The 25,031-nt window shown below is 54.6% G+C and carries 27 protein-coding genes and 1 other RNA gene; 9 read left to right on the forward strand and 19 right to left on the reverse strand.

What is annotated here, in order from left to right:
- Positions 1 to 47: 47 nt before the first annotated feature.
- The 10 genes from ACE3MN_RS02970 to ACE3MN_RS03015 all read right to left on the reverse strand — a co-directional run bounded on the left by ACE3MN_RS02970 (position 48) and on the right by ACE3MN_RS03015 (position 9,683).
- A complete protein-coding gene (locus ACE3MN_RS02970; RefSeq protein ID WP_024358731.1) occupies positions 48 to 821 on the reverse strand; it encodes a DeoR/GlpR family DNA-binding transcription regulator in 774 nt (257 codons plus the stop codon).
- A 110-nt stretch (positions 822 to 931) separates the two neighbouring features.
- Positions 932 to 1,975: a galactitol-1-phosphate 5-dehydrogenase gene (gene gatD / locus ACE3MN_RS02975; RefSeq protein WP_024358730.1), complete on the reverse strand. Its 1,044-nt coding sequence runs from the start codon at positions 1,973 to 1,975 to the stop codon at positions 932 to 934.
- Between the two features lie 46 nt (positions 1,976 to 2,021).
- Entirely contained in the window at positions 2,022 to 3,395 is a 1,374-nt protein-coding gene (locus tag ACE3MN_RS02980) for a galactitol-specific PTS transporter subunit IIC (protein WP_024358729.1), read from the reverse strand.
- A gap of 5 nt (positions 3,396 to 3,400) precedes the next feature.
- Entirely contained in the window at positions 3,401 to 3,685 is a 285-nt protein-coding gene (gatB, locus tag ACE3MN_RS02985; protein WP_004135876.1) for a PTS galactitol transporter subunit IIB, read from the reverse strand.
- 26 nt (positions 3,686 to 3,711) lie between these two features.
- Complete coding sequence (gene gatA / locus ACE3MN_RS02990) at positions 3,712 to 4,179, reverse strand: PTS galactitol transporter subunit IIA (RefSeq protein ID WP_004135877.1); 468 nt, start codon at positions 4,177 to 4,179, stop codon at positions 3,712 to 3,714.
- Between the two features lie 13 nt (positions 4,180 to 4,192).
- Positions 4,193 to 5,464, reverse strand: coding sequence for a tagatose-bisphosphate aldolase subunit GatZ (gene gatZ, locus ACE3MN_RS02995; protein ID WP_004135878.1), 1,272 nt, complete (start codon positions 5,462 to 5,464; stop codon positions 4,193 to 4,195).
- A gap of 176 nt (positions 5,465 to 5,640) precedes the next feature.
- Positions 5,641 to 6,456: an HPr family phosphocarrier protein gene (locus ACE3MN_RS03000; RefSeq protein ID WP_024358728.1), complete on the reverse strand. Its 816-nt coding sequence runs from the start codon at positions 6,454 to 6,456 to the stop codon at positions 5,641 to 5,643.
- 10 nt (positions 6,457 to 6,466) lie between these two features.
- Positions 6,467 to 7,879, reverse strand: a complete 1,413-nt coding sequence (locus ACE3MN_RS03005; protein ID WP_024358727.1) for a PTS fructose transporter subunit IIC — start codon at positions 7,877 to 7,879, stop codon at positions 6,467 to 6,469.
- Between the two features lie 10 nt (positions 7,880 to 7,889).
- A complete protein-coding gene (gene pfkB, locus ACE3MN_RS03010; RefSeq protein WP_024358726.1) occupies positions 7,890 to 8,804 on the reverse strand; it encodes a 1-phosphofructokinase in 915 nt (304 codons plus the stop codon).
- Between the two features lie 24 nt (positions 8,805 to 8,828).
- A complete protein-coding gene (locus ACE3MN_RS03015) occupies positions 8,829 to 9,683 on the reverse strand; it encodes a tagatose bisphosphate family class II aldolase (RefSeq protein ID WP_024358725.1) in 855 nt (284 codons plus the stop codon).
- 352 nt (positions 9,684 to 10,035) lie between these two features.
- Here ACE3MN_RS03015 and ACE3MN_RS03020 point away from each other — a divergent pair, with 352 nt between their 5' ends.
- Together ACE3MN_RS03020 and ACE3MN_RS03025 are read left to right on the forward strand one after the other, a co-directional pair.
- Entirely contained in the window at positions 10,036 to 10,830 is a 795-nt protein-coding gene (locus ACE3MN_RS03020) for a DeoR/GlpR family DNA-binding transcription regulator (protein ID WP_155553545.1), read from the forward strand.
- Between the two features lie 10 nt (positions 10,831 to 10,840).
- Positions 10,841 to 11,788, forward strand: coding sequence for a sugar kinase (locus tag ACE3MN_RS03025; RefSeq protein ID WP_004135886.1), 948 nt, complete (start codon positions 10,841 to 10,843; stop codon positions 11,786 to 11,788).
- Between the two features lie 50 nt (positions 11,789 to 11,838).
- Here ACE3MN_RS03025 and garD read toward each other — a convergent pair whose 3' ends face one another.
- The gene (gene garD, locus ACE3MN_RS03030) at positions 11,839 to 13,410 is read right to left on the reverse strand and encodes a galactarate dehydratase (protein WP_024358724.1); all 1,572 of its coding nucleotides are present in this window, start codon (positions 13,408 to 13,410) and stop codon (positions 11,839 to 11,841) included.
- A gap of 392 nt (positions 13,411 to 13,802) precedes the next feature.
- Between garD and garP the strand changes: the two genes are divergently transcribed.
- The 6 genes from garP to ACE3MN_RS03060 all read left to right on the forward strand — a co-directional run bounded on the left by garP (position 13,803) and on the right by ACE3MN_RS03060 (position 19,796).
- A complete protein-coding gene (garP, locus tag ACE3MN_RS03035; RefSeq protein ID WP_004135890.1) occupies positions 13,803 to 15,137 on the forward strand; it encodes a galactarate/glucarate/glycerate transporter GarP in 1,335 nt (444 codons plus the stop codon).
- Positions 15,138 to 15,165: 28 nt separating this feature from the next.
- Complete coding sequence (garL, locus tag ACE3MN_RS03040) at positions 15,166 to 15,936, forward strand: 2-dehydro-3-deoxyglucarate aldolase (protein WP_024358723.1); 771 nt, start codon at positions 15,166 to 15,168, stop codon at positions 15,934 to 15,936.
- Between the two features lie 28 nt (positions 15,937 to 15,964).
- Positions 15,965 to 16,855 (forward strand): 2-hydroxy-3-oxopropionate reductase, encoded by an 891-nt coding sequence (gene garR / locus ACE3MN_RS03045; protein WP_004135895.1) that lies wholly within the window; start codon positions 15,965 to 15,967, stop codon positions 16,853 to 16,855.
- Between the two features lie 65 nt (positions 16,856 to 16,920).
- Positions 16,921 to 18,066, forward strand: coding sequence for a glycerate 2-kinase (gene garK, locus ACE3MN_RS03050; RefSeq protein WP_024358722.1), 1,146 nt, complete (start codon positions 16,921 to 16,923; stop codon positions 18,064 to 18,066).
- Between the two features lie 32 nt (positions 18,067 to 18,098).
- Positions 18,099 to 18,477, forward strand: an RNA gene (gene rnpB, locus ACE3MN_RS03055) — RNase P RNA component class A.
- Positions 18,478 to 19,385: 908 nt separating this feature from the next.
- Positions 19,386 to 19,796 (forward strand): Spy/CpxP family protein refolding chaperone, encoded by a 411-nt coding sequence (locus ACE3MN_RS03060; protein WP_102650078.1) that lies wholly within the window; start codon positions 19,386 to 19,388, stop codon positions 19,794 to 19,796.
- Between the two features lie 33 nt (positions 19,797 to 19,829).
- Here ACE3MN_RS03060 and ACE3MN_RS03065 read toward each other — a convergent pair whose 3' ends face one another.
- On the reverse strand, positions 19,830 to 19,991 hold the full coding sequence (locus tag ACE3MN_RS03065) for a hypothetical protein (protein ID WP_180971301.1): 162 nt from the start codon (positions 19,989 to 19,991) through the stop codon (positions 19,830 to 19,832).
- A 24-nt stretch (positions 19,992 to 20,015) separates the two neighbouring features.
- A complete protein-coding gene (locus tag ACE3MN_RS03070) occupies positions 20,016 to 20,717 on the reverse strand; it encodes a pirin family protein (RefSeq protein WP_004135902.1) in 702 nt (233 codons plus the stop codon).
- A gap of 104 nt (positions 20,718 to 20,821) precedes the next feature.
- Between ACE3MN_RS03070 and ACE3MN_RS03075 the strand changes: the two genes are divergently transcribed.
- On the forward strand, positions 20,822 to 21,718 hold the full coding sequence (locus tag ACE3MN_RS03075) for a LysR family transcriptional regulator (RefSeq protein ID WP_049085097.1): 897 nt from the start codon (positions 20,822 to 20,824) through the stop codon (positions 21,716 to 21,718).
- Positions 21,719 to 21,755: 37 nt separating this feature from the next.
- Here the strand turns inward: ACE3MN_RS03075 and ACE3MN_RS03080 are convergent, their stop codons facing one another.
- From ACE3MN_RS03080 to ACE3MN_RS03105, 6 genes are all read right to left on the reverse strand, one after another.
- Entirely contained in the window at positions 21,756 to 22,124 is a 369-nt protein-coding gene (locus tag ACE3MN_RS03080; RefSeq protein ID WP_004135903.1) for a DUF805 domain-containing protein, read from the reverse strand.
- Between the two features lie 126 nt (positions 22,125 to 22,250).
- Positions 22,251 to 23,237, reverse strand: a complete 987-nt coding sequence (locus ACE3MN_RS03085; protein WP_004135904.1) for a glutathione S-transferase family protein — start codon at positions 23,235 to 23,237, stop codon at positions 22,251 to 22,253.
- A gap of 74 nt (positions 23,238 to 23,311) precedes the next feature.
- Positions 23,312 to 23,704 (reverse strand): DoxX family protein, encoded by a 393-nt coding sequence (locus ACE3MN_RS03090; RefSeq protein ID WP_004125512.1) that lies wholly within the window; start codon positions 23,702 to 23,704, stop codon positions 23,312 to 23,314.
- A 323-nt stretch (positions 23,705 to 24,027) separates the two neighbouring features.
- On the reverse strand, positions 24,028 to 24,327 hold the full coding sequence (locus ACE3MN_RS03095; RefSeq protein ID WP_004135905.1) for a YqjK-like family protein: 300 nt from the start codon (positions 24,325 to 24,327) through the stop codon (positions 24,028 to 24,030).
- Positions 24,324 to 24,722, reverse strand: coding sequence for a phage holin family protein (locus ACE3MN_RS03100; protein ID WP_102650079.1), 399 nt, complete (start codon positions 24,720 to 24,722; stop codon positions 24,324 to 24,326). Before ACE3MN_RS03100 ends, ACE3MN_RS03095 begins: the two co-directional genes overlap by 4 nt.
- A gap of 2 nt (positions 24,723 to 24,724) precedes the next feature.
- Positions 24,725 to 25,030 carry a YqjD family protein gene (locus tag ACE3MN_RS03105; protein ID WP_004125506.1) on the reverse strand — a complete coding sequence of 102 codons (306 nt, stop codon included), beginning with the start codon at positions 25,028 to 25,030 and terminating at the stop codon, positions 24,725 to 24,727.
- Position 25,031: the final 1 nt, after the last annotated feature.

Below are 25,031 nucleotides of genomic sequence, written 5' to 3' on the forward strand. Positions count from 1 at the left end.
AAACGTGATGGTCAATAGGGCAGATGTCACCGCATCTGCCTTATTTTCTATACGATGTGTAACTCAATCCGGGTACTTTTTAATGCCTTCCGATACTCATCGTTTATTCCGCTGTCGGTAATGACGCAGTTTATTTTCTCCATCGGCAGAACCTGGTTGAACCCGCGACGATTAAATTTGCTGGCATCCAGCACTGCTACCACCTTATGCGCCGCGGCGGCCATGACGCCGCTGATGGAGTAGCCTTCGTTGAAGGTCGTGATGCCGTTGATGGTGTCGATACCGTCCGCGCCGACGAACATCAAATCGGCACTGATACCCTGAAGCGAGCGTTCAGCGATGGTGCCGTGCATCGAGTGCGTTTTATGGCGCACGGTGCCACCGCACACGACCAGCGTGATATCTTTGTTTTCTGATAGCGTAAACGCCGCGGGCAGACTGTTGGTAATTACCGTAATATTGGTCATACGTACCAGCGCCTCGGCAATCAGCAGAGTAGTGCTGCCGCTATCCAGGATCACCGTCATGCCTTCGCTAATCATCGCTACCGCCGCCTGAGCGATCCGCTTTTTCGGATCGCTGGCCAGCTGATAACGGTCTTCAAGTACCACTTCCAGATTATCTCCTTCGGTCAAATTACTGCCAGGCCTCGCGGCGCCGCCATGAAAGCGGGTGAGTAACCCCTTTTCCTCCAGCAAACGGAGATCGGCCCGAATAGTCACTTCGGAGATGCCAAAGAGATTCGAAAGGTCCAGTACCAATACGCTACCCTGCGCATTAACCATTTCGACGATTTTGTTCCTTCGCTCAAATGAGTTCATATTAATTTGCCTGATAATTAACTGATCTTAGTGTAATCGAAGGGTAATGAAAGTTGAACGATAATTTTCGAAAGGTTATGTGAGCCAGCTCTGATTGCTGGCTCAGTCGATCAGGAAAGTTTTAGCAGAATTTTCCCCTGCATCGGCGCGCCGTTCAGCGCCTGAACTTCGCGGGCAAAGCTTTCTGCATTGCCGATATGGGCGATAAGCGGAGCAAGCTGAATGCGTTTTTCCGTCAGCAGGCGAACCGCCGTTTGCCACTCTTTTCCCGGCCACGGACCTGAGTAGTTCATCCAACTGCCGACGATAGTCAGCTCTTTACGCAGAATCTGGCCAAAGGTGGCGGAGAGCAGCGTCAAATCGTGGTGCAGCGTGCCCACCAGCGCCAGCTGCGCTCGCGGTCCGGCGACCTCAATACCCAGCGCCACGGTTTGCGGCGTACCGGCGGTTTCCAGCACCAATTGGTCGAACTGAATCTCTTCCAGCGCCGTTTGAATCTCTTTGCTGCTCATCTCTTTGCTGTTAAAGACGTACGTTGCGCCGAGCGTTTTTGCCAGCGCCAGCCTCTGCGGATTGATATCGATTGCCGTAATGCTTTTGGCGCCCAGTTCGCGGGCGCACTGCAGCGCCAGCAGACCAATCGTGCCTGCGCCAATAATAATGACGTTTTTTCCTTCGCAGCCCTGAGCCAGATGGAAGGCGTGCAGGCCGACGGTCATCGGTTCAATAAACGCGCCGTCATCAATCGGCATCCGATCCGGCAGACGGAACAGGTTGGCGCGCTTAACCACCACATACTCCGCATTGCCGCCTTCGCTACGCGAACCGACAAACTGGTACTGCTTGCAAAGAGAGAAATATTCACGCTGGCACTGCGGGCAGTTAAAGCAGGGAAGCAGAGGCACGCAGGCCACTGCGTCGCCAGGCTGCAGATCGGTCACCGCGGAGCCGTAAGATTCAACGTAACCGCTGAACTCATGACCCAGGGTGATGGGGTAGTAGTGTGCGCCTTTGGCGAAGATGCGCGGAATATCAGAACCGCACAATCCGGAGCTGACGACTTTGACCAGGACATCGTTTTCCGTTTGCAGAGTCGGTATCGGGCGTTCTTCAACACGCACTGTCCCCTCAGCATGGATTACCACTGATTGCATATAATTCTCCAGAAATGTCCGGGGGAGCGGATGCTCCCCCTTGAGGTTAAGAAATGCTTGGGCTTTGTTGCGCGGTGGCCGCTTTCTCTGCGGCGGCAAAGTTGCGAGCCCGGCGCCACGTCAGCAGCACGCCGGCAACATAGATGACACCGATAACCGCAAAACCCACCACGTTTTGCCAGGTGAAGAGCTGAATGAGTAGCCAGGTAATCGGCGAACCGCCCTGGTCCATGGAGGCCACAAGGCCTCCCGCCTTCAGAGCGCCAGCGTTAGCCGCCAGTTGGGTATGCAGGCCGATGGTTTGCGTCGCAATCCATAGCGTGATCCCCATCAGGATGATCCCGGAAATTAGCGTACGGAACAGGTTCCCCTGGTGCACTGCAACCGCCATGGCGACGAAGAATCCAATGGTTGCGAGGTCGCCGAACGGCAGGACCTGGTTGCCTGGCACCACGACCGCGATCAGAATACTGAGCGGAATAAAGATCAGACTGGCGGACACGACCGAGGTATGGCCAAGCAGCAGCGCAGGATCGAGGCCAATCAGGAAATCCTGGCCGCCGAATTTTGCCTGAAGGCGTTTACGCGCCTGTTTGGCAATCGGGTTCAGGCCGTCCATGATAGGTTTGATAACGCGCGGCATCAGCAGCATTACGGCGGCGGTTTTCACCGCCAGCTGGAGGATACCCTTCAGGTCGTAGCCCGCCAGCGCGCCGATGACCAGACCCATCACGAAACCAACGGTGACCGGCTCGCCGAACGGGCCGAAGCGCTTCTGGATATCGTCAGCGCTGAAGTGAATGCGGTTCAGGCCGGGGATTTTCTCAATAATCGTATCGACCAGCACGGCTATTGGCCCTAGATACGCCGAGCTACCGTGCGGAATAGCGATACCCTCAAGGCCGAAAAAGTCGCGGGTATCCTTCGCAAACCAGTCGCCGAGCTTGTAGACGAAAGCCGCATGTACCACCACGCCGAGAATACCGATCCAGTAAGAGCCGGTGGCGATATGCAGCATTGCACCGGTAAAGGTCATATGCCAAATGTTCCAGATATCGACGTTCACAACGCGAGTCATCCGGGTCACCAGCATGAAGATGTTGACTGCGATAGCGATAGGAATCGCCACCAGTGCGATTTGCGATGCCCAGGTCATCGGCGACGACCCTGGCCAACCAATATCAATCACGTGCAGGTTAATCTGGAAATGCTCCGCCATCGCTTTCGCCGCCGGGCCGATAGAGTCGAGCATCAGGCCGATGACCAGGCCGATACCGACGAAACCAATCCCGATATGAAGGCCTGATTTAAAACAGTCCCCGAGCTTCATCCCCAGTATTTTGGAGAAGATGATGATCACGATCGGCAGCATCACCGTTGGACCAAGATCGAGGATATAACGCATGATTTCGCTAAACATGAGCGTTACTCCGTCAGGATGTTCAGGATTTTTTGCTGCAGCTCTTCAATACCTACGCCGGATATGAAAGGCATACCGTGAACCACTGGAATATCGCCAAAGGTTCTGTCGACCCGGGCGGTGGTGCAGATGAGGTGCGCGCCGTCCATATAGGTTTCGATTTCATTCACCCGACACTGCACCAGGTCCAGTTCAATGCTATGGTCCGTGCACAGATCTTTGATCTCTTCTGCGGCCATGGTCGAGGTGGCGACAGCGCCTCCACAGGCGACAATTACTTTACGTTTCATAGGGTACCCCTTTTATTATCAGTCTGTTATAAAGCCTGAACGCTGGGTTCTGACTCAAGGATAGAGTGCCGAAACAGCTCGGGCAGCTGCTCTTGCGAGGCAGCCAATAATGCTTCAAGCGTGGTCGGATTCTGTAGCTCACTAAATAACCGGCGCAGCAGCTGCAGCTGTGCGGTCGGATTTTCTACAATCAGCGCGATGATTAACGAAACGTCGATTTCTCCGTCGTCGTCAGCGCGTTGAAAAGGGACCGGATTGTCCGGGCGAATCAGATAGATAGCCGGAGACTTTGCATGTACTGCCTCGCAGTGGGGAATAGCGACCGCGTGCTGCTCCAGCGCAATGCCGGTTGGGAAAGTTGCTTCTCGTTCGAGCAGCGCCAGTGGGTAGCTATCGTGCACGACGCCGCGCGCCAGCATCTCTTCGCCAATATGCTCCAACGCCTGCTGGCTGGAGCTAAAATGAATGCCGGTACGAACAAACAATTGACTCATAAATCCTCTTTACTCAGGCGATTTCAGATGAACAGCCGTAACGGTAAGCTCGCAGCACATCCTGAATCTTGTCGAGGATGAGGTCGTGCGGCACGGCGGCAAGTTCGTTTAACGACAGTCGTTCAAACTGCACGGGCATATACTGGCTGATAAGGCCCAGCGGTAGCTTAGTTTCGGTCAGGTTTGCAATTAACTTTTCCACGCTCTGGCGAATACGTGGATGCGGCCAGTAGTAGCGAATGCGGTCGGACAGGCTGAAGTGAATATCCACCATTGCCTGGCTCCAGGTCGGGCGGTAGTACTTTTTCCAGTAGCCCGGCTCGTTAAGCATCACTTCATCAATCACTTCCATTACGCGGCTGCGGGACTCCGGAGCGACCAGCTCATTTTCCATTTGCGCGAGGGCAAAAATGGCTTCACGCAGCGCGAAGGTCAGCGCCGGGCCCACTTTCAGGATGGCGTAATGGTCGCGCACCAGTGCCCGGTAGGCCTGACGAGACTGGTAATCAGTTGAGTGCGCTTCGTAGACCATCGGCGTGCCTTCGATCCACGCGGAGAGCGCTTTGGCGGCCTCCGGCTGGTAATGAATAATTTGCGTATGGTCGAACTCAACGCCGGGCTGCACCACGATAGCAATGACGCGCTCCAGCGCTGCGTTAAGACCCAGTTTGCGGAAGGCGGCTTCATGGGTTTCCAGCGTTGCCGCCGCATCCTGGGCGCGGGTCACGTGGACGCTGCCGATGGTGCTGGCTTCGCCGCCGGGAACCGGAACCTCGGTGCCGATGACATAGGTCAGATGGCGTTTCTGTTCGTCGGTTGCCGTCTCTTCCGCGGCCTGGCACAGGCGAGCGGCACGTTCGGCGACGATGGCCGGGTCCAGCGGTACCGGATCGTCAGCGCAGGACATGGAGGCATCGAGATGGATTTTGCTGAAGCCCGCGGCGACGTAGGCTTTAATCAGATCGACCGATTTCTCCATCGCTTCGGCGGCGGGTTCGCCCTGCCAGCAGTTCGGCCCGAGATGGTCGCCGCCGAGAATAATACGCTCTGACGGGAAACCGACTTCGCGGGCAATTTTATTCACGAAATCACGAAAGTCCGCAGGCTGCATTCCGGTGTAGCCGCCAAACTGGTTAACCTGATTAGAGGTTGCTTCGATAAGAACCTTGTTGTTGGTATGCAGATCGAAACGTAGCGCGGCTTCGATAACCAGCGGATGCGCGGAACAAACTGAGCAGATGCCGATGTGTTCGCCAGCTTTGTGGCGGGAAATAATATCTTTCATTTCAATCCTCCGTTTTCTTTCGAATATATTCGTTATGTTTTGTTTTGCTCGCAAACTCCTTTGTTTTGATTTGTGATCAATCTCGAAAAAAAGAAAGATAAAACGTAATGTTTCGAAAATTAAAGATAAAAAAACGCTCTGGCGATAACGGCAGAGCGTTTTTAATTTATTGAAATTTAACTAAATATTCGTGAAAGCCAGCTCCGTTTAGGCTTTTCTGCTGGCTGAACGACCCGCTGCGGCTGTGCGGCAATTTCGCCTAATCCGGCATTAAAGGCCGTACCGATAGCCTCCAGCGCCTGATGGGCATCTTCCCCGCTGGCCATAAAATGCAGCCGATGCCCCTGCTTTGCGCCGAGAGAAACGACCCGCATCAGATTTTTGGCGTCAACAATAGCGGAACGGGTGTCGAGATTTTCCACCCGAATTTGCGATCGCCACTGCTTCACCGCTTTCACCAGGACCGCGCTTGGCCGCGCGTGCAGTCCGTGGGGATTGCGAAGGGTAAACGTCGCCTCTTCATCGAACACCGGAGGCGGTTCCATATCTTCCCCTTCGGCAGGAAAGATATTTCCGGCCAGAATCTCCAGCACCGCCTGCGGACTCTCGGCGCGCGAGAGCGCTTCAGGCACGCGCTCGTCGCTCATGGCATGGGTAAGCTGGCGTAGAATATCGAGGTGTTCGCTATCCTGTGCGGCGATACCCACAATCAGATAAGCCGTTTGTTGCTCTCCCCAATCTACCCCCTGCGGGCAGGCCAGCACTTTCACTCCGGTTTTCAGTACCGCATCGCGACTCTGCGGCGTGCCGTGAGGAATGGCGATACCGTTGCCAAGGTACGTGCTGATTTGCCCTTCGCGATCGCGCATACCGTTCAGATAAGCGGCCGTGGTATGCCCGGCTTCGGTTAATCTGCCAACGACGCGTTGCAGCGCTTCATCTTTCGTTTTAATCTCGCGATCGAAATGGATATCTGCGCAACTCAGTTGCATAAATAGCTCCTTATTTAATGGCACCGGCAAGCGTTGTCGCTTCCTGGTTCCGTTTTTGCCATAGCCTCCAGCATCCCAGCATGACCGCGCCGCAGGCGGAACCGGCGAGAATACACAGTACCCACATCAGCGGTTTGCTTACCAGCGGCAGGATCAGGAAGCCGCCGTGCGGAGCAGGAACCTGGATTTGCAGGCTATAGCTGAGAACCGCAGAGATGGAAGAGGCGATCATCATCATAGGGATGACGCGTAAAGGATCTTTCGCGGCGAACGGAATAGCGCCTTCAGTAATATGGGTACAGCCGAGGATATAATTAACCATTCCGGCGGCGCGCTCTTCTTCACTGAAGCCTTTCGGGAAGAAGGTAGTCGCCAGCGCGATAACCAGCGGCGGCGTGATGCAGGCGGCGGAAACCCCGGCCATAAAGAAGTAGTTACCCTGGCCAAGCAGCAGCGTACCGGTGACGTAGGCGGCTTTATTCACCGGGCCGCCAAAGTCGAAGGAGCACATCGCGCCTACCACAATACCCAGCAGAATTGGGTTTGCTTCCTGCAATGAGCTCAGCCAGTTCATCATCGCGTTGTTGATAGCGGCGACGGGTTGACCCAGCAGCACCATCATCACGCCAATCACCAGTACGCCAACGAGCGGCATAATAAAGATCGATTTCAGCCCTTCATACTGGCGCGGCAGGCCGTTGAGCATATTGCGGATCAGCAGCATAAAATAACCGGCGGCGAAACCGGCGATAATCCCGCCGAGAAAGCCTGCGCCGGTTGCGTTGGCTAATAGCCCACCGACAAAGCCCGCGACCATACCGGGACGCCCGGAAATAGACCAGGCAATATAAGCGGTGAAAATCGGCACCATGATTGAGAAGGCCTGTTGACCCACTTTCATTAGCGTGGCGGCGATAACGTTATATTGCGGCGAGTTTGGATCGGCGGAGTAGATGCCCCACAGGAAGGAGATGGCAATCAAAATCCCTCCGGCGACAACAAACGGCAGCATGTTAGAGACGCCGCTCATCAGGTGCTTATATACCTGGCGCCCGAAAGACTCCCGCTCGTATTTCTCCGTTGAATCGTCGGAGGCAGAAATACCCTGACGACGCGCCGCCTGGCCGCTGATAACTTTATTAATTAAGTCGGCCGGATGGTGAATGGCTTCTTTAACCGGAACTTCAATGACCGGCAGACCATTAAATCGCTCGGCGTTAACGTCTTTATCAGCGGCAATAATAACACCATAAATATCTTTTAAATCCGCGGGCGTAATCGCATTTTCAACACCTGAAGCGCCGTTGGTTTCGACTTTAATTTCAATATTTAATTTCTTTGCTGCGGTTTTTAAGGCCTCTTCAGCCATAAAAGTATGCGCAATACCCGTAGGGCAACCGGTAACTGCAATGATTTTTTTCATAATCGGACCTTTATAATTGGACGACCTGAATTTGCTGTAATAATTCTTCTGTGCGTTGTAATTTTCCTAATCCGGCGGAGCCGGCGACGTCGGCGCCGGTCGCACTGGCTAGTGCCAGGGCGTGAGCAACATCTTCTTTATTAAGCCATTTACTAAGAAAAGCGCCCAGGGCGGCATCACCGGCGCAGGCGGAGCTGACCAGCGCAATTTTCGGTGCGGAGCAAAACCACACGCCTTCGCCATCAGAAAAGTAGAGTCCTTCCGCCCCCATCGTCAGCAGCACGTTGCGAGCGCCCAGCTGATGCAGGGTTCGCATTGCCTCGCGTACCTGCTGGTGGTTGCTGACGTCGAGACCAAAGATTTCCCGCAGCTCGTCATCGTTGGGTTTGATCAACAAAGGCCGTAATTCAAGCAGCTGGCGCAGGACCGGATGGCTGATATCGAGGATAACTTCACAGCCTTTCTGCTGGCATAATTCAATAATTTCAGCATATAATCGGCTTTCAATCCCCGGGGGCAGGCTGCCGCTAATCGCTAAATAATCACCAGAGGCGACGCATTGCAGATGATGCATAACCTGCTGTTTACACTCATCATCAATTTTTGCTCCAGGATTAACGAGCTTATATTCCTCAGCGCCGTCATTAATAAAAATATTAATTCTGGTTGGCTCAGAGACCCATGCCGGCGTCACTTTAATTTTTTTCTGACGTAACTCTTCCACAATATAACGGCCAGTGAAACCACCGAAAATACCTATAATGTGAGTGGGCTGCTGATAATGATTTAATATCAGCGATACGTTCACTCCTTTACCATTTGGGCAATATTCCGTGTGTCGGGTTCGGTTCACTGCCGACGGCTTCAGCGGATCGCAAAAGATATTCATATCGATTGCCGTATTGAGTGTCAGGGTATGGATCACGACATTGCTCCTTCGATCCGAAAATTACAGTTGTCCTTCACAGCCGCAAACGTGAATGACTTTGCGTACGACATCCTTCATCGCCGCTTTGGCCGGTTTCATGTAATGACGCGGATCGTTAGCGTCCGGATTTTCCTCGAAATAGTGCTTCAGGGCATCGGAGAAAGCGATTTTCAGTTCGGTGGCGACGTTGACCTTGCACACGCCCAGCGAAATTGCCCGACGGATGTCGCTATCGGGCAGGCCTGACGCGCCATGAAGAACCAGAGGAACGTCAACGCGATCGCGAATGGCGGCAAGGCGGTCAAAATCGAGTTTAGGTTCCGCAGCGTACAAGCCGTGCGCTGTACCGATAGCCACCGCCAGGGAGTCGATGCCGGTGCGGGCGACAAATTCGCGCGCCTGTTCCGGGTTGGTATACAGCGCATCTTTTGCATCAACCACCAAATCATCTTCCACACCGCCCAGGCGGCCAAGCTCGGCTTCGACGCTGGCATCATAGCGGTGGCTCAGTTCAACCACACTCTTGACTAACGCGACGTTTTCTTCAAAAGGCGAATGCGATCCGTCGATCATGACCGAGCGGATACCGGCCTGTACTTTGCGCGTGATATCGGCCAGATCTTCATGGTGATCGAGGTGGACTGCTAAAGGAAGATCCCAGATCTTAGCCAGATCGCGAGCGATCGCTACTACGTTACCGGTTCCTGCATAGCTGTAAGTTCCCGGGGTGCCGGCAAGAATCAGGGGAGAACGCAGCTCGGCAGCCGTCTCTACCACCACCTGCATCGTTTCCAGGTTGTGGATATTAAAGGCAGGAACGGCATAGCCGAGGCGTTGAGCTTTCAACAGCATATTTTTACTGGAGATAATGAACATTCTTACTCCTTTACTTTTATATTGTAAGTTTGTTTTCGTATATAACCTTCGTTTTGAAAGTAATGTAGCGATCGACCCGCGTTTTTGTTGTGATCAACCGCACACATCAGCGATATTTTTTTATAAATGAAAGTTATTCTGTCTTGTTTGTTTTCTTTTTTAAAATTATATTAAGAAGTGAGGTTGATTGTAAGTTTCTGAATTAAATGATTTTAATTTGGTATCAAACCCATATGGACGGCCTTACGTTTGACAATGTGGCGGGGAAATTTAAAAATGAAAGTTATTCTGGGAGAAAATAAGAAGGCACAACACTGTGGCAAAACCGTCAACAAGTCTGCTGAAAAGGCGCCTGGACATCGCGGAGATCGTGCGTAAGAACGGAGAGATCAAAGTCGACGATCTGGCTGAAATGCTGGCTGTTTCCGGGGTAACGATTCGTAACGATCTTAACTACCTTGAACAGCAGGGCTACCTGAAGCGCTCTTTTGGCGGCGCAATATACACTTCCCAGGCAGGGACGCCGGTTGCCCTGGTTCAGGAGGCGCCGGTTGTCACCGATAAAGCGCTGGAGACCGAAATGGCTCGCCAGATCGCCGCGCAGATCGAAGATAGTGAAACGCTATTCCTGGGTCAGGGCTCGATATTACGTAAAGTGATCCCCTTCCTTGCCGGTTATGACGAGCTCTGTCTACTGTTGAACGACCTGGCGCATGTGCCGCTGGCGCAGGAGTTTCTGAATGGCGAAACCGTGCTGCTCGGCGGCGTACTAGGGAGCAGCGGCAAAATAGTCGAAGGCGATCTGGCGTTAAGCGCGCTGGGTCATTATCGCCCCTCGCGAGCGCTGATAGCTGTCGATCATATTGCTGAGGATGGCACTTTAAGCGTCAGGCAGGAAGCCAGCGCCCGCCTGTTGAGCGAAGCGGTGTCGCAAAGCGAGAGGGTGATCGCGGTAGCCGCACATCGTCCGGTCTATGGCGATAAGCGTTACGCGATTGGCGAGTTGCAGCAACTTAGCGGCATCGTTACGCCGCAGGTGGTTGCCGCGGAGTATCACGCCCGCCTTCTTGCTGCCGGACTGACGAATAGCTATACCAATAACGAGTGCCTGACATGGCTCAACCCTGCTTTGCAAAAGGCAAAGTAAAGGAGCGATGATGAACGTGACCATTTGCACCATTGGCGAACTACTGGTGGAGTTTCTGGCAAAAGAAGAGAGCCAGGGTTTTTCTCGTCCGGGAGAGTTTTGGGGGCCATATCCCAGCGGCGCGCCAGCAATTTTCGCCGATCAGGTGGCGAAGCTGGGGCTAGGTTCGGTGCTTTTCAGCTGCGTCGGCAACGATGCTTTTGGGGAAATGAATATTGCGCGGCTGGAAAGCGATGGCGTCAACGTTAACGGGATCGCGATGCTGCAAAAGGCGACTACAGGCAGCGCTTTTGTGAGCTACCGCAGCCAGGCGCAGCGCGATTTTATTTTCAATATGCCAAACAGCGCCTGTGGTCTGCTAACCGCCGACCATATCGATGACCGCCTGCTTAACCAGTGCAACCATTTCCACATTATGGGCTCTTCGCTGTTTTCGTTTCGCATGATCGACGCGATGCGTAAAGCGATTGAAAATATTAAAGCGCGCGACGGCACGGTTTCGTTCGATCCCAATATCCGTAAAGAGATGCTCAATATCCCGGAAATGTCGCAGGCCTTTGAATATATTCTTGATTATACCGATATCTTCCTGCCAAGCGACGGCGAACTGGATTACTTTGGCCTCAACCCGGGGCGCGATGAACAGGTGCTGGTGGATAAGCTTTTAAAGCGCGGCGTAAAGCACGTGGTGATTAAACGCGGCCCGCGTGGAGCGAGCTATTTCAGCGCCCGGGAAACGCATCATGTTACCGGGTTTCATGTCCCGGTTGTGGATCCAACGGGAGCTGGCGACTGCTTTGGCGCGACCTTTGTCAGCCTGTTCCTGTCCGGCGCATCGCCGCAGGAGGCACTGAGATGGGCTAATGCCAGCGGCTCTCTGGCGATTTCCCGCCGTGGCCCGATGGAGGGAACTTCCACGAAGGCGCAGATAGAGGCCTTTCTTAACGCGCATCAATAGCGGAGGTATCCCGCCCGAAGCATCACGAGCGGGATAAATCGCTGATTCGATCAGGTCACCGGCGCCGGGTTAAACACCGCCAGCTGATTGTGCAATCCCCATTGATCCGAGAAGGTTTTCTTGCGGCCGCTGGCGACATCAAGAATAAACTCAAACAGCTTCAGCCCTACCTCTTCGATGGTTTCTTCGCCGGTGGCGATGGTTCCCGCGTTGATATCCATTAAGTCGTACCAGCGGTTTGCCAGCTCGGTACGCGTCGCCATTTTAATCACCGGCACGGCGACCAGGCCATACGGCGTACCGCGACCGGTAGTAAACACCTGCACGGTGATCCCGGACGCCACCTGCTGAGTACCGCAGACAAAGTCGCTCGCCGGCGTCGCGGCGTAAATCAGACCGCGTTTGGTTGGGCGTTGCCCCGGAGAGAGTACTTCGGCAATCGCGCTCTTCCCGGACTTGGCGATAGAGCCCAGCGCTTTCTCTACAACGTTCGCCAGGCCGCCTTTCTTGTTGCCCGGGGAGGGGTTGGCGCTGCGGTCGGTTTTGCCCATATCGAGATAGTTATCATACCAGGCCATCTCCTCCAGCAGGCGTTTACCGACTTCCTCGTTGATGGCGCGCGGCGTCAGAAGATGGATCGCATCGCGCACCTCGGTGACTTCGGAAAACATCACCGTCGCTCCGCAGCGCACCAGCAGATCGGACGCGTAGCCCACCGCCGGGTTGGCGGTGACGCCAGAAAACGCATCGCTGCCGCCGCACTGCATACCGACAACCAGCTCGGAGGCAGGGCAGGTTTCACGCTGGCGCTGGTTCAGTTTCTCCAGATGGCGCTCGGCGACCTGCAAAATGTCATCCACCATTGATTTAAAACCGACGTGCTTCTCATCCTGCAGGCTGACGATGCTGGCGCTATCCACCGGGATGCCTTTCACATCATCGGTGCCTTCCAGCAGGCGCTCCGGCTGCAGTTTTTCGCAGCCGAGGCCAATGACCATCACTTCGCCGCCGAAGTTTGGATTAAGCGCCAGGTTGTGAATGGTGCGGATGGGCACGACCGCCGCCGGGGCGTTAATCGCCACGCCGCAGCCATACAGGTGGTTCAGACCCACGACGCCATCGACGTTGGGATACTTCGGCAGCAGATCGCGTTCGATAATTTTCACCACGTAATCGACGACGCCCGCCACGCAGTGCACGCTGGTGCTAATGCCGAGCAGGTTTTTGGTGCCCACGCTCCCGTCGGCGTTGCGATAGCCTTCGAAGGTATAGCCTTCCAGCGGCGGCAGCGGCGCCGGGACTTTGGTCGCCAGCGGCAAAGTATGCAGCGGCGGCGCTTTCGGCAGTTCGACCAGCGATTCGTCAATCCAGCTGCCCTGCGGGATATCGCGTACCGCGTAGCCAATCACTTCGCCATAGCGGATGATTTCACCGTGTACAGGAATATCGACCAGCGCGACTTTATGGCCCTGCGGGATATGTTCAACCAGCGTGAGCCCGTCAGGGAAACGCGTTCCGGCCGTTAAACCTCGATCGTTAACAATAATCGCCACGTTATCCGTTTCGTGTACTTTTATATAAAACGCCGTTGGCGATTCTTGCCTAATTTCAATGTCAGCCATTGTCCAGTATTCTCCAGCAAGGTGCGAATAATAAATAAAACGTTTATTCAATTTCTGATGTGCAGATTTGTGAAATAGAGAATGTCAGGTGTTTGAATCTGAAAATGTGATCTATATCACCCATTGCTGTGAGCGCCAATTCGCTAAAGTGGGAAATCGCTGGAACTGTGGATCAGCGCCCACTCATTGCTGCATTTGCACAACAATAACGATAATTAAACGCCATTTACAGGTTATGTGCACAGTGTTTAACGCTCGTAAGCTGATTATACTGAGTCATGCTTGCAATACGCCGGATAAGTAAATCGATACCTTATGATATTGATTTCTGAATAATGAAGAGTCACACCAAAATAAATAATGGAAGGTGTGTTGTACCTGAGGAATATTAAATGAGTCTGGATGCAACGATAGAACAGAAAAAGGAAGTGCCAACCCGATATTTAATTCTGTTGATCATTTTCATTGTTACCGCCGTTAACTATGCCGACCGGGCGACGCTGTCGATCGCCGGTACAGAGGTGGCGAAAGAGCTGCAGCTGAGCGCGGTATCAATGGGCTATATTTTCTCCGCTTTCGGCTGGGCCTACCTGCTGATGCAGATCCCCGGCGGCTGGCTGCTCGATAAATTTGGATCGAAAAAGGTCTACTCTTACAGCCTGTTCTTCTGGTCGCTGTTCACCTTCCTGCAAGGCTTTGTGGATATGTTTCCGCTGGCGTGGGCGGGCATCTCAATGTTTTTTATGCGCTTTATGCTGGGCTTTTCAGAAGCGCCTTCTTTCCCGGCAAACGCCCGTATCGTCGCGGCCTGGTTTCCGACGAAAGAGCGCGGCACCGCATCGGCGATCTTTAACTCCGCACAATATTTCTCCCTGGCGCTGTTCTCGCCGCTGCTGGGCTGGCTGACCTTCGCCTGGGGCTGGGAACACGTTTTCACCGTGATGGGTGTGATTGGTTTTGTGCTGACCGGCCTGTGGATAAAACTGATCCATAATCCCACTGACCATCCGCGCATGACGCAAGAGGAGCTGAAGTTTATCTCCGAGAATGGCGCAGTGGTTGATATGGACCATAAAAAGCCCGGCAGCGCGGCGGCCAGCGGCCCGAAGCTTCACTATATCAAGCAGCTGCTGACCAACCGCATGATGCTGGGCGTATTCTTCGGTCAATATTTTATCAATACCATTACCTGGTTCTTCCTCACCTGGTTCCCGATTTATCTGGTGCAGGAAAAGGGTATGTCGATTCTGAAAGTGGGTCTGGTCGCATCGATTCCGGCGCTGTGCGGTTTTGCCGGCGGCGTGCTGGGCGGCGTGTTCTCTGACTATCTGATTAAACGCGGTTTTTCCATCACCGTGGCGCGTAAACTGCCGATCGTCCTCGGAATGCTGCTGGCGTCCACCATCATTCTGTGTAACTACACCGATAACACCGCGCTGGTGGTGACCCTGATGGCGCTGGCTTTCTTCGGTAAAGGGTTCGGCGCGCTGGGCTGGCCGGTGATTTCCGATACCGCGCCGAAAGAGATTGTCGGCCTGTGCGGCGGCGTCTTTAACGTATTTGGTAACGTCGCTTCCATCGTAACCCCGCTGGTTATCGGTTACCTGGTGAGCGAGCTGCACTCATTCAACGCAGCGCTGGTCTTCGTCGGATGCTCGGCCCTGATGGCGATGGTTTGCTATCTGTTTGTGGTCGGCGACATCAAACGTATGGAACTGCAGAAATAATTAACGGTTAAGTGACAAGGTATAAGTGATGAATAACGATATCTTCCCGAACAAATTTAAGGCGGCCCTGGCGGCGCATCAGGTTCAGATTGGCTGCTGGTCCGCGCTGGCGAGCCCAATTAGCACCGAAGTTTTAGGTCTGGCAGGTTTCGACTGGCTGGTACTGGACGGCGAACATGCGCCGAACGATATCTCCACCTTTATCCCGCAACTGATGGCGCTGAAAGGCAGCGCCAGCGCGCCGGTCGTCCGCGTACCGACCAATGAGCCGGTGATCATTAAGCGTCTGCTGGATATCGGTTTTTATAACTTCCTGATTCCGTTTGTCGAAACGGAAGAGCAGGCGGTTAACGCCGTCGCCTCAACCCGCTATCCGCCTGAAGGCATTCGCGGCGTATCTGTATCACACCGCGCCAATATGTTTGGCACCGTGCCGGATTACTTCGCGCAGTCGAACAAAAATATCACCATTCTCGTGCAAATCGAGAGCCAGCAGGGCGTGGATAACGTTGATGCGATAGCCGCCACGCCGGGCGTGGACGGTATTTTTGTCGGCCCAAGCGATCTGGCCGCTGCGCTGGGCCATCTGGGCAATGCTTCCCATCCGGAAGTGCAGAAAGCGATTCAGCACATTTTTGCCAGCGCGAAGAAGCACGGTAAGCCGAGCGGTATTCTGGCGCCGGTTGAAGCCGACGCGCGCCGCTATCTGGAATGGGGCGCGACCTTTGTCGCCGTCGGCAGCGACCTGGGCGTATTCCGCTCTGCCACGCAGAAACTGGCTGACTCCTTTAAGAAATAACCACCACCGAAACTAGAGAGATAAAGACATGACAATGAAAGTTGGTTTTATTGGCCTCGGTATCATGGGTAAACCAATGAGTAAAAACCTCCTCAAGGCAGGTTACTCGTTGGTGGTTGCTGACCGTAATCCGGAAGCGATTGCCGAAGTGATTGCCGCAGGCGCAGAAACCGCCGCGTCAGCGAAAGCGATTGCCGAGCAATGCGATGTGATCATCACCATGCTGCCGAACTCGCCGCATGTGAAAGAAGTGGCGCTGGGCGAAGGCGGCATTATCGAAGGCGCGAAGCCGGGCACCGTGCTTATCGATATGAGCTCCATTGCGCCGCTGGCGAGCCGCGAAATCAGCGAAGCGCTGAAAGCGAAAGGCGTCGATATGCTGGATGCGCCGGTCAGCGGCGGCGAACCGAAGGCCATCGACGGTACGCTGTCGGTGATGGTGGGCGGTGATAAAGCGATTTTCGACAAATATTACGAGCTGCTGAAAGCGATGGCGGGTTCCGTGGTGCATACCGGCGAGATCGGCGCGGGCAACGTGACCAAGCTGGCCAACCAGGTGATCGTGGCGCTGAACATTGCGGCGATGTCCGAAGCGCTGACGCTGGCGACCAAAGCGGGCGTAAACCCGGATCTGGTGTATCAGGCCATTCGCGGCGGGCTGGCCGGGAGCACCGTGCTGGATGCCAAAGCGCCAATGGTGATGGACCGCAACTTCAAGCCGGGCTTCCGTATCGATCTGCATATTAAAGATCTGGCGAATGCGCTGGACACCTCCCACGGCGTGGGCGCCCAGCTGCCGCTGACCGCCGCGGTGATGGAGATGATGCAGGCGCTGCGCGCCGACGGTTTGGGTACCGCCGACCATAGCGCGCTTGCATGTTACTACGAAAAACTGGCGAAAGTGGAAGTCACTCGCTAACAAGAAGGGCGCGGATGCGCGCCCTGTAATTCTTGCCTTGCGCGGCACTGTCAGGCTACATAACTATGAAAATCGTAATCGCCCCAGACTCTTATAAAGAAAGCCTCTCGGCCACCGAGGTTGCTCAGGCTATAGAAAAAGGTTTTCGGGAAATTTTCCCCGATGCGCTCTACGTGAAGGTTCCTCTCGCCGATGGCGGAGAGGGGACCGTTGAGGCGATGATTGCCGCGACGCAGGGAACCGAAATGAGCGCCTGCGTGACGGGGCCGCTGGGCGTCCCGGTGGATGCCTGCTGGGGGCTTTCCGGCGATGGCAAAACCGCGTTTATCGAAATGGCGGCGGCCAGCGGGCTGGGGCTGGTGCCGCCCGCTCAGCGTAATCCGCTACTGACGACATCGCGCGGTACCGGCGAGCTGATTCTGCACGCGCTGGATCACGGAGCGAAAAACATCATTATTGGCATTGGCGGCAGCGCCACCAACGACGGGGGCGCGGGGATGGTGCAGGCGCTGGGCGCGCGTCTTTGCGATGCCAATGGCGCGGAGATCGGCCACGGCGGCGGTAGCCTGGGTGGTCTGAATTCGATAGATATCACCGGCCTCGATGCGAGGCTGCATGATTGCGCCATTCGGGTCGCCTGCGATGTCACCAATCCGCTGATCGGCGATACCGGCGCATCAAGGATCTTTGGCCCGCAGAAAGGGGCTACCGAAGCGATGATCCGCGAGCTGGACAGCAACCTGGCGCACTATGCGGACGTTATTAAGGCCGATCTGCATGTCGATGTGAAGCAGGTTGCTGGCGCGGGCGCCGCGGGCGGTATGGGCGCTGCGCTGATGGCGTTTCTCAATGCTGAATTACGCAGCGGGATTGAAATCGTGACCCAGGCGCTGAATCTGGAAGAGCATATTCTCGATTGCTCGCTGGTGGTGACCGGCGAAGGCCGGCTGGATAGCCAGAGCATTAACGGTAAAGTACCGGTTGGTGTGGCGAGCGTGGCGAAAAAGTACCATAAGCCGGTGATTGGTATCGCCGGCAGCCTGACCCGCGACGTGGGCGTGGTTCATCAGTATGGGATTGATGCGGTATTTAGCGTGCTGACCAGCGTAACGACGCTGGAAGAGGCGTTTCGCGGCGCGGCGGACAATATTTATCGTGCGTCGCGTAATATTGCGGCGACATTGCAGGTCGGGATGGCGACGGAAGGATGACAACCGCCGGCAAACCCTCTATACTTCGCGCCGAAGCTGACCAGACAGTCGCCGCTTCGTCGTCGTCCTCTTCGGGGGAGACGGGCGGAGGGGAGGAAAGTCCGGGCTCCATAGGGCAGGGTGCCAGGTAACGCCTGGGAGGCGCAAGCCTACGACCAGTGCAACAGAGAGCAAACCGCCGATGGCCCACGCAAGTGGGATCAGGTAAGGGTGAAAGGGTGCGGTAAGAGCGCACCGCGCGTCTGGTAACAGTTCGCGGCACGGTAAACTCCACCCGGAGCAAGGCCAAATAGGGGTTCACAAGGTACGGCCCGTACTGAACCCGGGTAGGCTGCTTGAGCCAGTGAGCGATTGCTGGCCTAGATGAATGACTGTCCACGACAGAACCCGGCTTAACGGTCAGCTTCCTCATTCAAAGAAAACCCTCGTCAGAAATGGCGGGGGTTTTTGCTTCATATGGCAGGTTGAAACACAGGGCAGATGAATACCTGTCCACGACGCTATACCCAAAAGAAAGCGGCTTAACGGTCAGCTTCCTCATTCAAAGAAAACCCTCGTCAGCAATGGCGGGGGTTTTTGCTTCATACGGCAGGTTGAAACACAGGACAGATGAATGCCTGTCCACGACGCTATACCCAAAAGAAAGCGGCTTAACGGTCAGCTTCCTCATTCAAAGAAAACCCTCGTCAGCAATGGCGGGGTTTTTGCTTCATACGGCAGGTTGAAACACAGGGCAGATGAATGCCTGTCCACGACGCTATACCCAAAAGAAAGCGGCTTAACGGCCAGCTTCCTCATTCAAAGAAAACCCTCGTCAGCAATGGCGGGGGTTTTTGCTTTATATGGCAGGTTGAAACACAGGGCAGATGAATGGCTGTCCACGACGCTATACCCAAAAGAAAGCGGCTTAACGGTCAGCTTCCTCATTCAAAGAAAACCCTCGTCAGAAATGGCGGGGGTTTTTGCTTCATACGGCAGGTTGAAACACAGGGCAGATGAATGCCTGTCCACGACGCTAGCGGGCATAGGGCGCGGGTGTAGTCGATCAGTTAAGGCGTCAGCCACCACCTGGCAATAAAGCGGAGACAACGCGCAAGGCAGGTCTGCCATCAACCGCAGGATGAATCATACGGCCATTAATTTTCCTTTCTTATTTATTATATATTTTAAATAAATGCATTTGGTTTTATTATTCATATTTATTATGTGTTTTCTTTTTTTAACTACATTTATATGCACTATTTTTTACATTTCTTCATCTGCTTCTGAAAAATAATAGCCAGCCACATCGGTGATAATTAATCAGGATAAAAGAAAAAATGAAATTAATGACCCGCATTGCAGTGACAACCGTCCTCGCCACTGGCTTCTCAATGGAGGCACAGGCTGCGGATGTTAACGCTGCGCCAGCCCCGGCGCAGGATCCGATCGTCCAGCACTTAAAACTGACCAACGATCAGGTAACGAAAATTAAAAGCCTGCATCAGCAGCTGGAGAAAAGCGTTCAGCAGATCTCGCAGAAAGATATTAAAGACGGCGTATTATTTGATGTGATTGATTCCGGAAAATGGAATGAAAAAGCGGTCAAAGATCAGCTGGCGGCGTTTAGCAAAGTCGAACAGCAGGTTCGCTATTATCGCGTGAAGTACTATTTTGATGTCAATCAGGTCCTGACGCCAGAACAGCGTAAGCAGGTACAAAAAGATTTAGCTCAGGCACTGAGTGAGTAAATCTATCGGCCCCGGCTGGGGCCGATATTGACGTCAGGCAACGCTTTCTTCATCCTGGAGCCGTATCTCCGCTTCTGCGACGATCGCCTCCAGCTCGCTTAACATCTCTTCATAACCAAAACCCACCGTAGTCATGGTTTCTGGTTGCGGCTGCGGCGCTGTTAGCGCCACTTTTTTGGTTTTCTTCTTGCCCACTGACACACTCCCTTACTGCCGTTGTTACACAGGTAAATCTATCAGCAAAGCGCGCAGCGGCGTATCGGCGACGAGGGTAATGTTAGCTTCGTCACGAATAAACGCGCCATCGCCGCAGGTCAGTGCCTGTTTCTCTTCTTCCTGTACCCGTGCATGCACCGTGCCATGAATCGACTGCAGGTAGGCCCGTGGGCCGTGGAGCTGCACGCTAAGCTGCTCGCCTTTCGCCAGATTGATATGGTGGATCCATACCTGCTGGCGCAGCTGGAGACTCTTCTGGCTGCCGTCCGGCGAAGCCAGCAGCTGCTGAGCTCCCTCGGCGATAGCGATTTTTTGCACCAGCGGGTTTTCATGCTGCGGGCAGGCATCCAGCCACAGCTGCATTCGCGTCAGCGAGCGCTCTTTGCTCAGGTTGTGCTCGCTGTAGCTCACGCCGGGCTGGGTAGAAATCAGCAGCGCTTCGCCAGCTTTCGCCTGGATATGGTTGCCATCGCTGTCGCGGTATTCCGCTTCACCTTCCAGAATCAGGTTCAGAATGTCGACTTTCGGATAGGTGCGCGGCTGAAACGACGCGCCGGGCGCCAGAACTTCCTGGTTGAGCACGCGCAGCGACGCGTAACCTAGCAATTTCGGGTCGAAGTAGTGGCCAAAGGAAAAGGTGTAGCGGGCCTGCAGCCAGCCGAAGTCAGCTTGACCGCACTGTTTGGCTGTTCGGGTTGTAATCATCTTCTTGACCTCTCTTTACACTAAATCAATGGTAAAGGTATGGACGCTGTATTGTTAGCCAGATATTCTGCCCGGTATGTTCAAATTTCCTGAATGAGAGTGCGATGGCTAAAGAGAGAGCATTAACGCTGGAAGCGTTACGCGTAATGGATGCGATTGACCGGCGCGGAAGCTTTGCGGCGGCGGCCGATGAACTGGGTCGAGTGCCTTCCGCGCTCAGCTATACCATGCAAAAGCTGGAAGAGGAGCTGGATGTCGTTCTGTTCGACCGTTCAGGTCATCGAACAAAATTCACCAACGTTGGCCGAATGCTGCTCGAGCGCGGGCGCGTTCTGCTGGAGGCGGCGGATAAACTGACAACCGATGCCGAAGCGCTATCGCGCGGCTGGGAAACGCACCTGACCATCGTCACCGAGGCGCTGGTGCCCACCACCGGCCTGTTCCCGTTAATTGAAAAGCTGGCAACCAAATCGAACACTCAGCTGTCGATTATTACCGAAGTGCTGGCCGGGGCATGGGAGCGCCTTGAGCAGGGGAGGGCGGATATTGTCGTCGCGCCGGATATGCATTTTCGCTCTTCCTCGGAAATTAACTCCCGGAAGCTCTATTCGGTAATGAGCGTCTACGTTGCCGCGCCGGATCATCCCATTCACCAGGAACCGGAGCCGCTCTCTGAAGTGACGCGCGTTAAGTACCGCGGCGTGGCGGTGGCGGATACCGCCCGCGAGCGTCCGGTGCTGACGGTGCAGCTGCTCGACAAACAGCCGCGATTAACCGTGAGCTCGATCGAAGATAAACGCCAGGCCCTGCTGGCAGGACTGGGCGTCGCCACGATGCCGTATCCGCTGGTTGAGCAGGATATTGCCGAGGGGCGTCTTCGGGTGGTCAGCCCGGAGTACAGCAACGAGATCGACATTATTATGGCCTGGCGCCGGGACAGCATGGGGGAGGCGAAATCATGGTGTCTGCGGGAAATTCCGAAGCTATTTATGGCCAGATAAAACAAAATGCGCCCCTTTTTAACGAGGGGCGCATTGTTCAGTAGGAAGTCGGTTTGGGATCCGGCCCGAAGCGGTTATTGCCGGGAGTGCCGTTCTGGCAATTGAAGACCAGGATCACCAGCCAGCCGATAATGGGGATCAGCAGTAATAACAGCCACCAGGCCGAGCGGTCGGTGTCGTGCAATCGACGAAACTGCACCGCCCACCACGGTAAGAAGATCAGCACGCCATAGATGGTCGTCAGAATGCCCTCTCCTCCTGCGCGCTGCCATCCAAGCATTTTATCAATGATGCTGAGTACGCCGGTCAGGATGATGTTGACCAGAATAAACATCCAGTACTCTTTGCGCCGGGCGCGGCCGCCAAATCCAATGTAATTTTTTAATACTTTAAGATACCAGTCCATTTCTACGCCTCGATTAACCGTCAATCACTTGTTTTTAAAGCGATCGAAATAAGAATAGACGTGAATGAAATGGCGGTAAATATTTGTTTTGTGAATTATTGGGCGCGGTAAATCGCGCCCAATCGCTTAGCGGAAGAGAAGATCGCGGCCGTGCGGCTCGTTAAGATCCTGCTGCGGGCCGACGGAGATGATCCCGGTCGGGTTGATCGTCTTATGGCTTCGGTAGTAATGGTTGCGAATATGGGCGAAGTCCACCGTTTCCGCGATGCCCGGCATCTGGTAGATGTCGCGCAGGAAACCGTAAAGATTGAGATAATCGCTGATGCGGCGTTTGTCGCATTTAAAGTGGGTCACATACACCGGGTCGAAACGAACCAGGGTGGTCCACAGACGAATATCAGCCTCCGTCAGCTGATTACCGGTCAGGAAGCGGTGTTGGCCGAGGATTTGCTCCAGACGTTCCAGCGAGGTAAATACCCCATCGACCGCTTCGTCATAGGCCTGCTGGCTGGTGGCGAATCCGGCTTTATAGACCCCGTTGTTGACGTTGTCATAGATCCAGCCGTTCAGCTCATCAATTTGCGCGCGCAGCGCCGGCGGGTAGTAATCTCCTGCGCGGGCGCCCAGTCCGTCAAAGGCGGTATTCAACATGCGGATGATTTCCGCCGACTCATTGCTGACAATGGTTTGCTGCTTCTTGTCCCACAATACCGGCACCGTAACGCGCCCGCTGTAGTGCGGATCGGCATGCAGATAGAGCTGATAGAGAAATTCGTGCTGGTAGAGGGTATCGCCCGTGGCTGCCGGGAAGCTATCGTCGAAAGTCCAGCCGTTTTCAAACATCAGGGGGTTGACCACGGAGACGGAAATAAACGGCTCAAGCCCTTTCAGGCTGCGCAGAATCAAGGTGCGATGCGCCCATGGACAGGCAAGAGAAACGTACAGATGGTAACGGTCTTTTTCCGCAGCGAATCCGGCTTGGCCGCTTGGGCCCGGCGCGCCATCGGCGGTTAGCCAGTTGCGGAAGGCGGAAACAGAACGCTTGAATCGCCCCCCGGTGGATTTGGTGTCATACCAGGTATCGTGCCAGACGCCGTCAACTAATTGTCCCATTGTTGCCTCCTTCAGATAGCAAAAGCGAGGAGATATCCCCTCGCTTTTTTAGATTTTCACTCAGTATAGTGTGCTTACCACTTTTTATTCAGGACGCGGTCAATACTAAACGCGCCTGGACCGGTGATAGCCAGCAGCAGGAAGCCGCCTGCGATGCTCAGGTTCTTCATGAACATCAGCGAGTTCACGCCCTCAGCAAAGTTGCTGTGGAACAGAAACGCGGTCAGTACGGTGAAGCCCGCGGTGAACAGCGCGGTGGTACGGGTCAGGAAACCGAACAGGATTGCCAGACCGCCGCCGAACTCAAGCAGGATAACCAGCGGCAGCATAAACCCAGGGACCCCCATGGCTTCCATATATTGTTGTGTACCCGCATACCCGGTAATTTTTCCCCAACCTGCGGTAATGAACAGAATGGGCATCAGAATGCGCGCTACCAATACACCAACATCTTCTAATTTTTTCATTTCTAACTCCAGGAAACCCAAAGGGCGGCGATTTCGTTTTTTGGTGCAATCCTGCGTAGTTACGCGGGCTTGCTGTCGATGGAGAGGATATTAGCGAGGATGAGATGTGATTGTTAGCAAGGAAAACTGTAGTTCTTTTTCAAAGTTTCTGAGCAATTATTGATAAACGAAATGAATAGAAAGGGTGATATAGCGGCGCAGCGGGAGAGTGATTAGGGCGGCGAGCAGAAGGGCAAATCTGATGGGACAGTACGACGATATTGATGCCGGGCGGCGGCTGGCGCCTGACCCGGCTGACATAACCCGGACGTGAGAAATCAGCCTTAGCGCGATGCGGTCTGCTGCAACAGCTTGCGGGCCATACGCCAGGTGCTCCAGATACCGAGGCTGCGTTTTGTCCAGCGGAGCAAAAAGCGCGGATGGCGAACGGACCATACCGCGACGAGGCCGCTGCCGACCATTGCCCATGAACGCAGGTTGAGCAGGGTGTTCCAGCCACGGTCGATTGGCGCGGTCGCCTCAAGCCAGCGGCGGCGGCTGGCGTTGAGATCCAGCCGCTGCTGTTGGATTTGACGTAGCAAAAGCGCCTTTTGCCGTTCGCGTTCCTGCTGGTCGCGGCTCATGACTTGTCATCCTCCAGCAATGCCCGGTCATTAGCCAGCTCCTGGCGCGTCAGGCGCAGGAACGTCGAACGACGCGCTTTGCGTAACGTCCAGATCCCGCCAATGAGCGCCGCCAGCAGCAGAATCACGGTGGTGGCGATCATCACGTTTAACCGATATTGCGCATCGACGGCCCAGATGATGAGGACTAACAGGCTCATCAGGCCGAACGCGGCTAACAGCAGCGTCAGCCCGAGCATCAGGAATAGCTGGAAGAGATTGGCTTTCTCCTCTTCCAGCTCCACGACGACGAGGCGCAGACGCGTTTCGACCATTTCGACCAGCAGGGTGACTATCCGCTGGCCAATGCCGAAAACGCTTTGCCCCGGCCCTTGCGTGCTTTGAGAATTCGCCATAATCAACGACGCGTCAGCAGGACACCCAGCACCAGCCCGACGGCAGCACCAATTCCTACGCCGGTCCACGGGTTTTCACGGACGTATTCATCCGCACGCGCAGCGGTTTCGCGCGTTTGCTTCACAATGGCGTCGCTGGTTTCACCCAGGCGAACGCGGCTCTCTTTCAGCGCGCTTTCGGCTTTACTACGCAGTTTACCAATCTCTTCTTTCGACTTATCCGTGGAGGAGTTCAGCACTTCTTCCAGGGTATCAGCCAGCGTTTTCAGTTCCGCACGCAGGTCTTCTGCAACGTTATCTTTAGCCATG

Origin of the sequence: Klebsiella grimontii, assembly GCF_042137965.1 — a bacterium.
Lineage (GTDB): Bacteria > Pseudomonadota > Gammaproteobacteria > Enterobacterales > Enterobacteriaceae > Klebsiella > Klebsiella grimontii.

Excerpts from the sequence above, each read along its gene's own strand:
- ACE3MN_RS02970 (WP_024358731.1), bottom strand. The coding sequence starts at position 821 with ATGAACTCATTTGAGCGAAGGAACAAAATCGTCGAAATGGTTAATGCG.
- gatD (WP_024358730.1), bottom strand. The coding sequence starts at position 1,975 with ATGCAATCAGTGGTAATCCATGCTGAGGGGACAGTGCGTGTTGAAGAA.
- ACE3MN_RS02980 (WP_024358729.1), bottom strand. The coding sequence starts at position 3,395 with ATGTTTAGCGAAATCATGCGTTATATCCTCGATCTTGGTCCAACGGTG.
- gatB (WP_004135876.1), bottom strand. The coding sequence starts at position 3,685 with ATGAAACGTAAAGTAATTGTCGCCTGTGGAGGCGCTGTCGCCACCTCG.
- gatA (WP_004135877.1), bottom strand. The coding sequence starts at position 4,179 with ATGAGTCAATTGTTTGTTCGTACCGGCATTCATTTTAGCTCCAGCCAG.
- gatZ (WP_004135878.1), bottom strand. The coding sequence starts at position 5,464 with ATGAAAGATATTATTTCCCGCCACAAAGCTGGCGAACACATCGGCATC.
- ACE3MN_RS03000 (WP_024358728.1), bottom strand. The coding sequence starts at position 6,456 with ATGCAACTGAGTTGCGCAGATATCCATTTCGATCGCGAGATTAAAACG.
- ACE3MN_RS03005 (WP_024358727.1), bottom strand. The coding sequence starts at position 7,879 with ATGAAAAAAATCATTGCAGTTACCGGTTGCCCTACGGGTATTGCGCAT.
- ACE3MN_RS03015 (WP_024358725.1), bottom strand. The coding sequence starts at position 9,683 with ATGTTCATTATCTCCAGTAAAAATATGCTGTTGAAAGCTCAACGCCTC.
- ACE3MN_RS03025 (WP_004135886.1), top strand. The coding sequence starts at position 10,841 with ATGAACGTGACCATTTGCACCATTGGCGAACTACTGGTGGAGTTTCTG.
- garD (WP_024358724.1), bottom strand. The coding sequence starts at position 13,410 with ATGGCTGACATTGAAATTAGGCAAGAATCGCCAACGGCGTTTTATATA.
- garP (WP_004135890.1), top strand. The coding sequence starts at position 13,803 with ATGAGTCTGGATGCAACGATAGAACAGAAAAAGGAAGTGCCAACCCGA.
- garL (WP_024358723.1), top strand. The coding sequence starts at position 15,166 with ATGAATAACGATATCTTCCCGAACAAATTTAAGGCGGCCCTGGCGGCG.
- garR (WP_004135895.1), top strand. The coding sequence starts at position 15,965 with ATGACAATGAAAGTTGGTTTTATTGGCCTCGGTATCATGGGTAAACCA.
- garK (WP_024358722.1), top strand. The coding sequence starts at position 16,921 with ATGAAAATCGTAATCGCCCCAGACTCTTATAAAGAAAGCCTCTCGGCC.
- ACE3MN_RS03060 (WP_102650078.1), top strand. The coding sequence starts at position 19,386 with ATGAAATTAATGACCCGCATTGCAGTGACAACCGTCCTCGCCACTGGC.
- ACE3MN_RS03070 (WP_004135902.1), bottom strand. The coding sequence starts at position 20,717 with ATGATTACAACCCGAACAGCCAAACAGTGCGGTCAAGCTGACTTCGGC.
- ACE3MN_RS03075 (WP_049085097.1), top strand. The coding sequence starts at position 20,822 with ATGGCTAAAGAGAGAGCATTAACGCTGGAAGCGTTACGCGTAATGGAT.
- ACE3MN_RS03080 (WP_004135903.1), bottom strand. The coding sequence starts at position 22,124 with ATGGACTGGTATCTTAAAGTATTAAAAAATTACATTGGATTTGGCGGC.
- ACE3MN_RS03085 (WP_004135904.1), bottom strand. The coding sequence starts at position 23,237 with ATGGGACAATTAGTTGACGGCGTCTGGCACGATACCTGGTATGACACC.
- ACE3MN_RS03090 (WP_004125512.1), bottom strand. The coding sequence starts at position 23,704 with ATGAAAAAATTAGAAGATGTTGGTGTATTGGTAGCGCGCATTCTGATG.
- ACE3MN_RS03095 (WP_004135905.1), bottom strand. The coding sequence starts at position 24,327 with ATGAGCCGCGACCAGCAGGAACGCGAACGGCAAAAGGCGCTTTTGCTA.
- ACE3MN_RS03100 (WP_102650079.1), bottom strand. The coding sequence starts at position 24,722 with ATGGCGAATTCTCAAAGCACGCAAGGGCCGGGGCAAAGCGTTTTCGGC.
- ACE3MN_RS03105 (WP_004125506.1), bottom strand. The coding sequence starts at position 25,030 with ATGGCTAAAGATAACGTTGCAGAAGACCTGCGTGCGGAACTGAAAACG.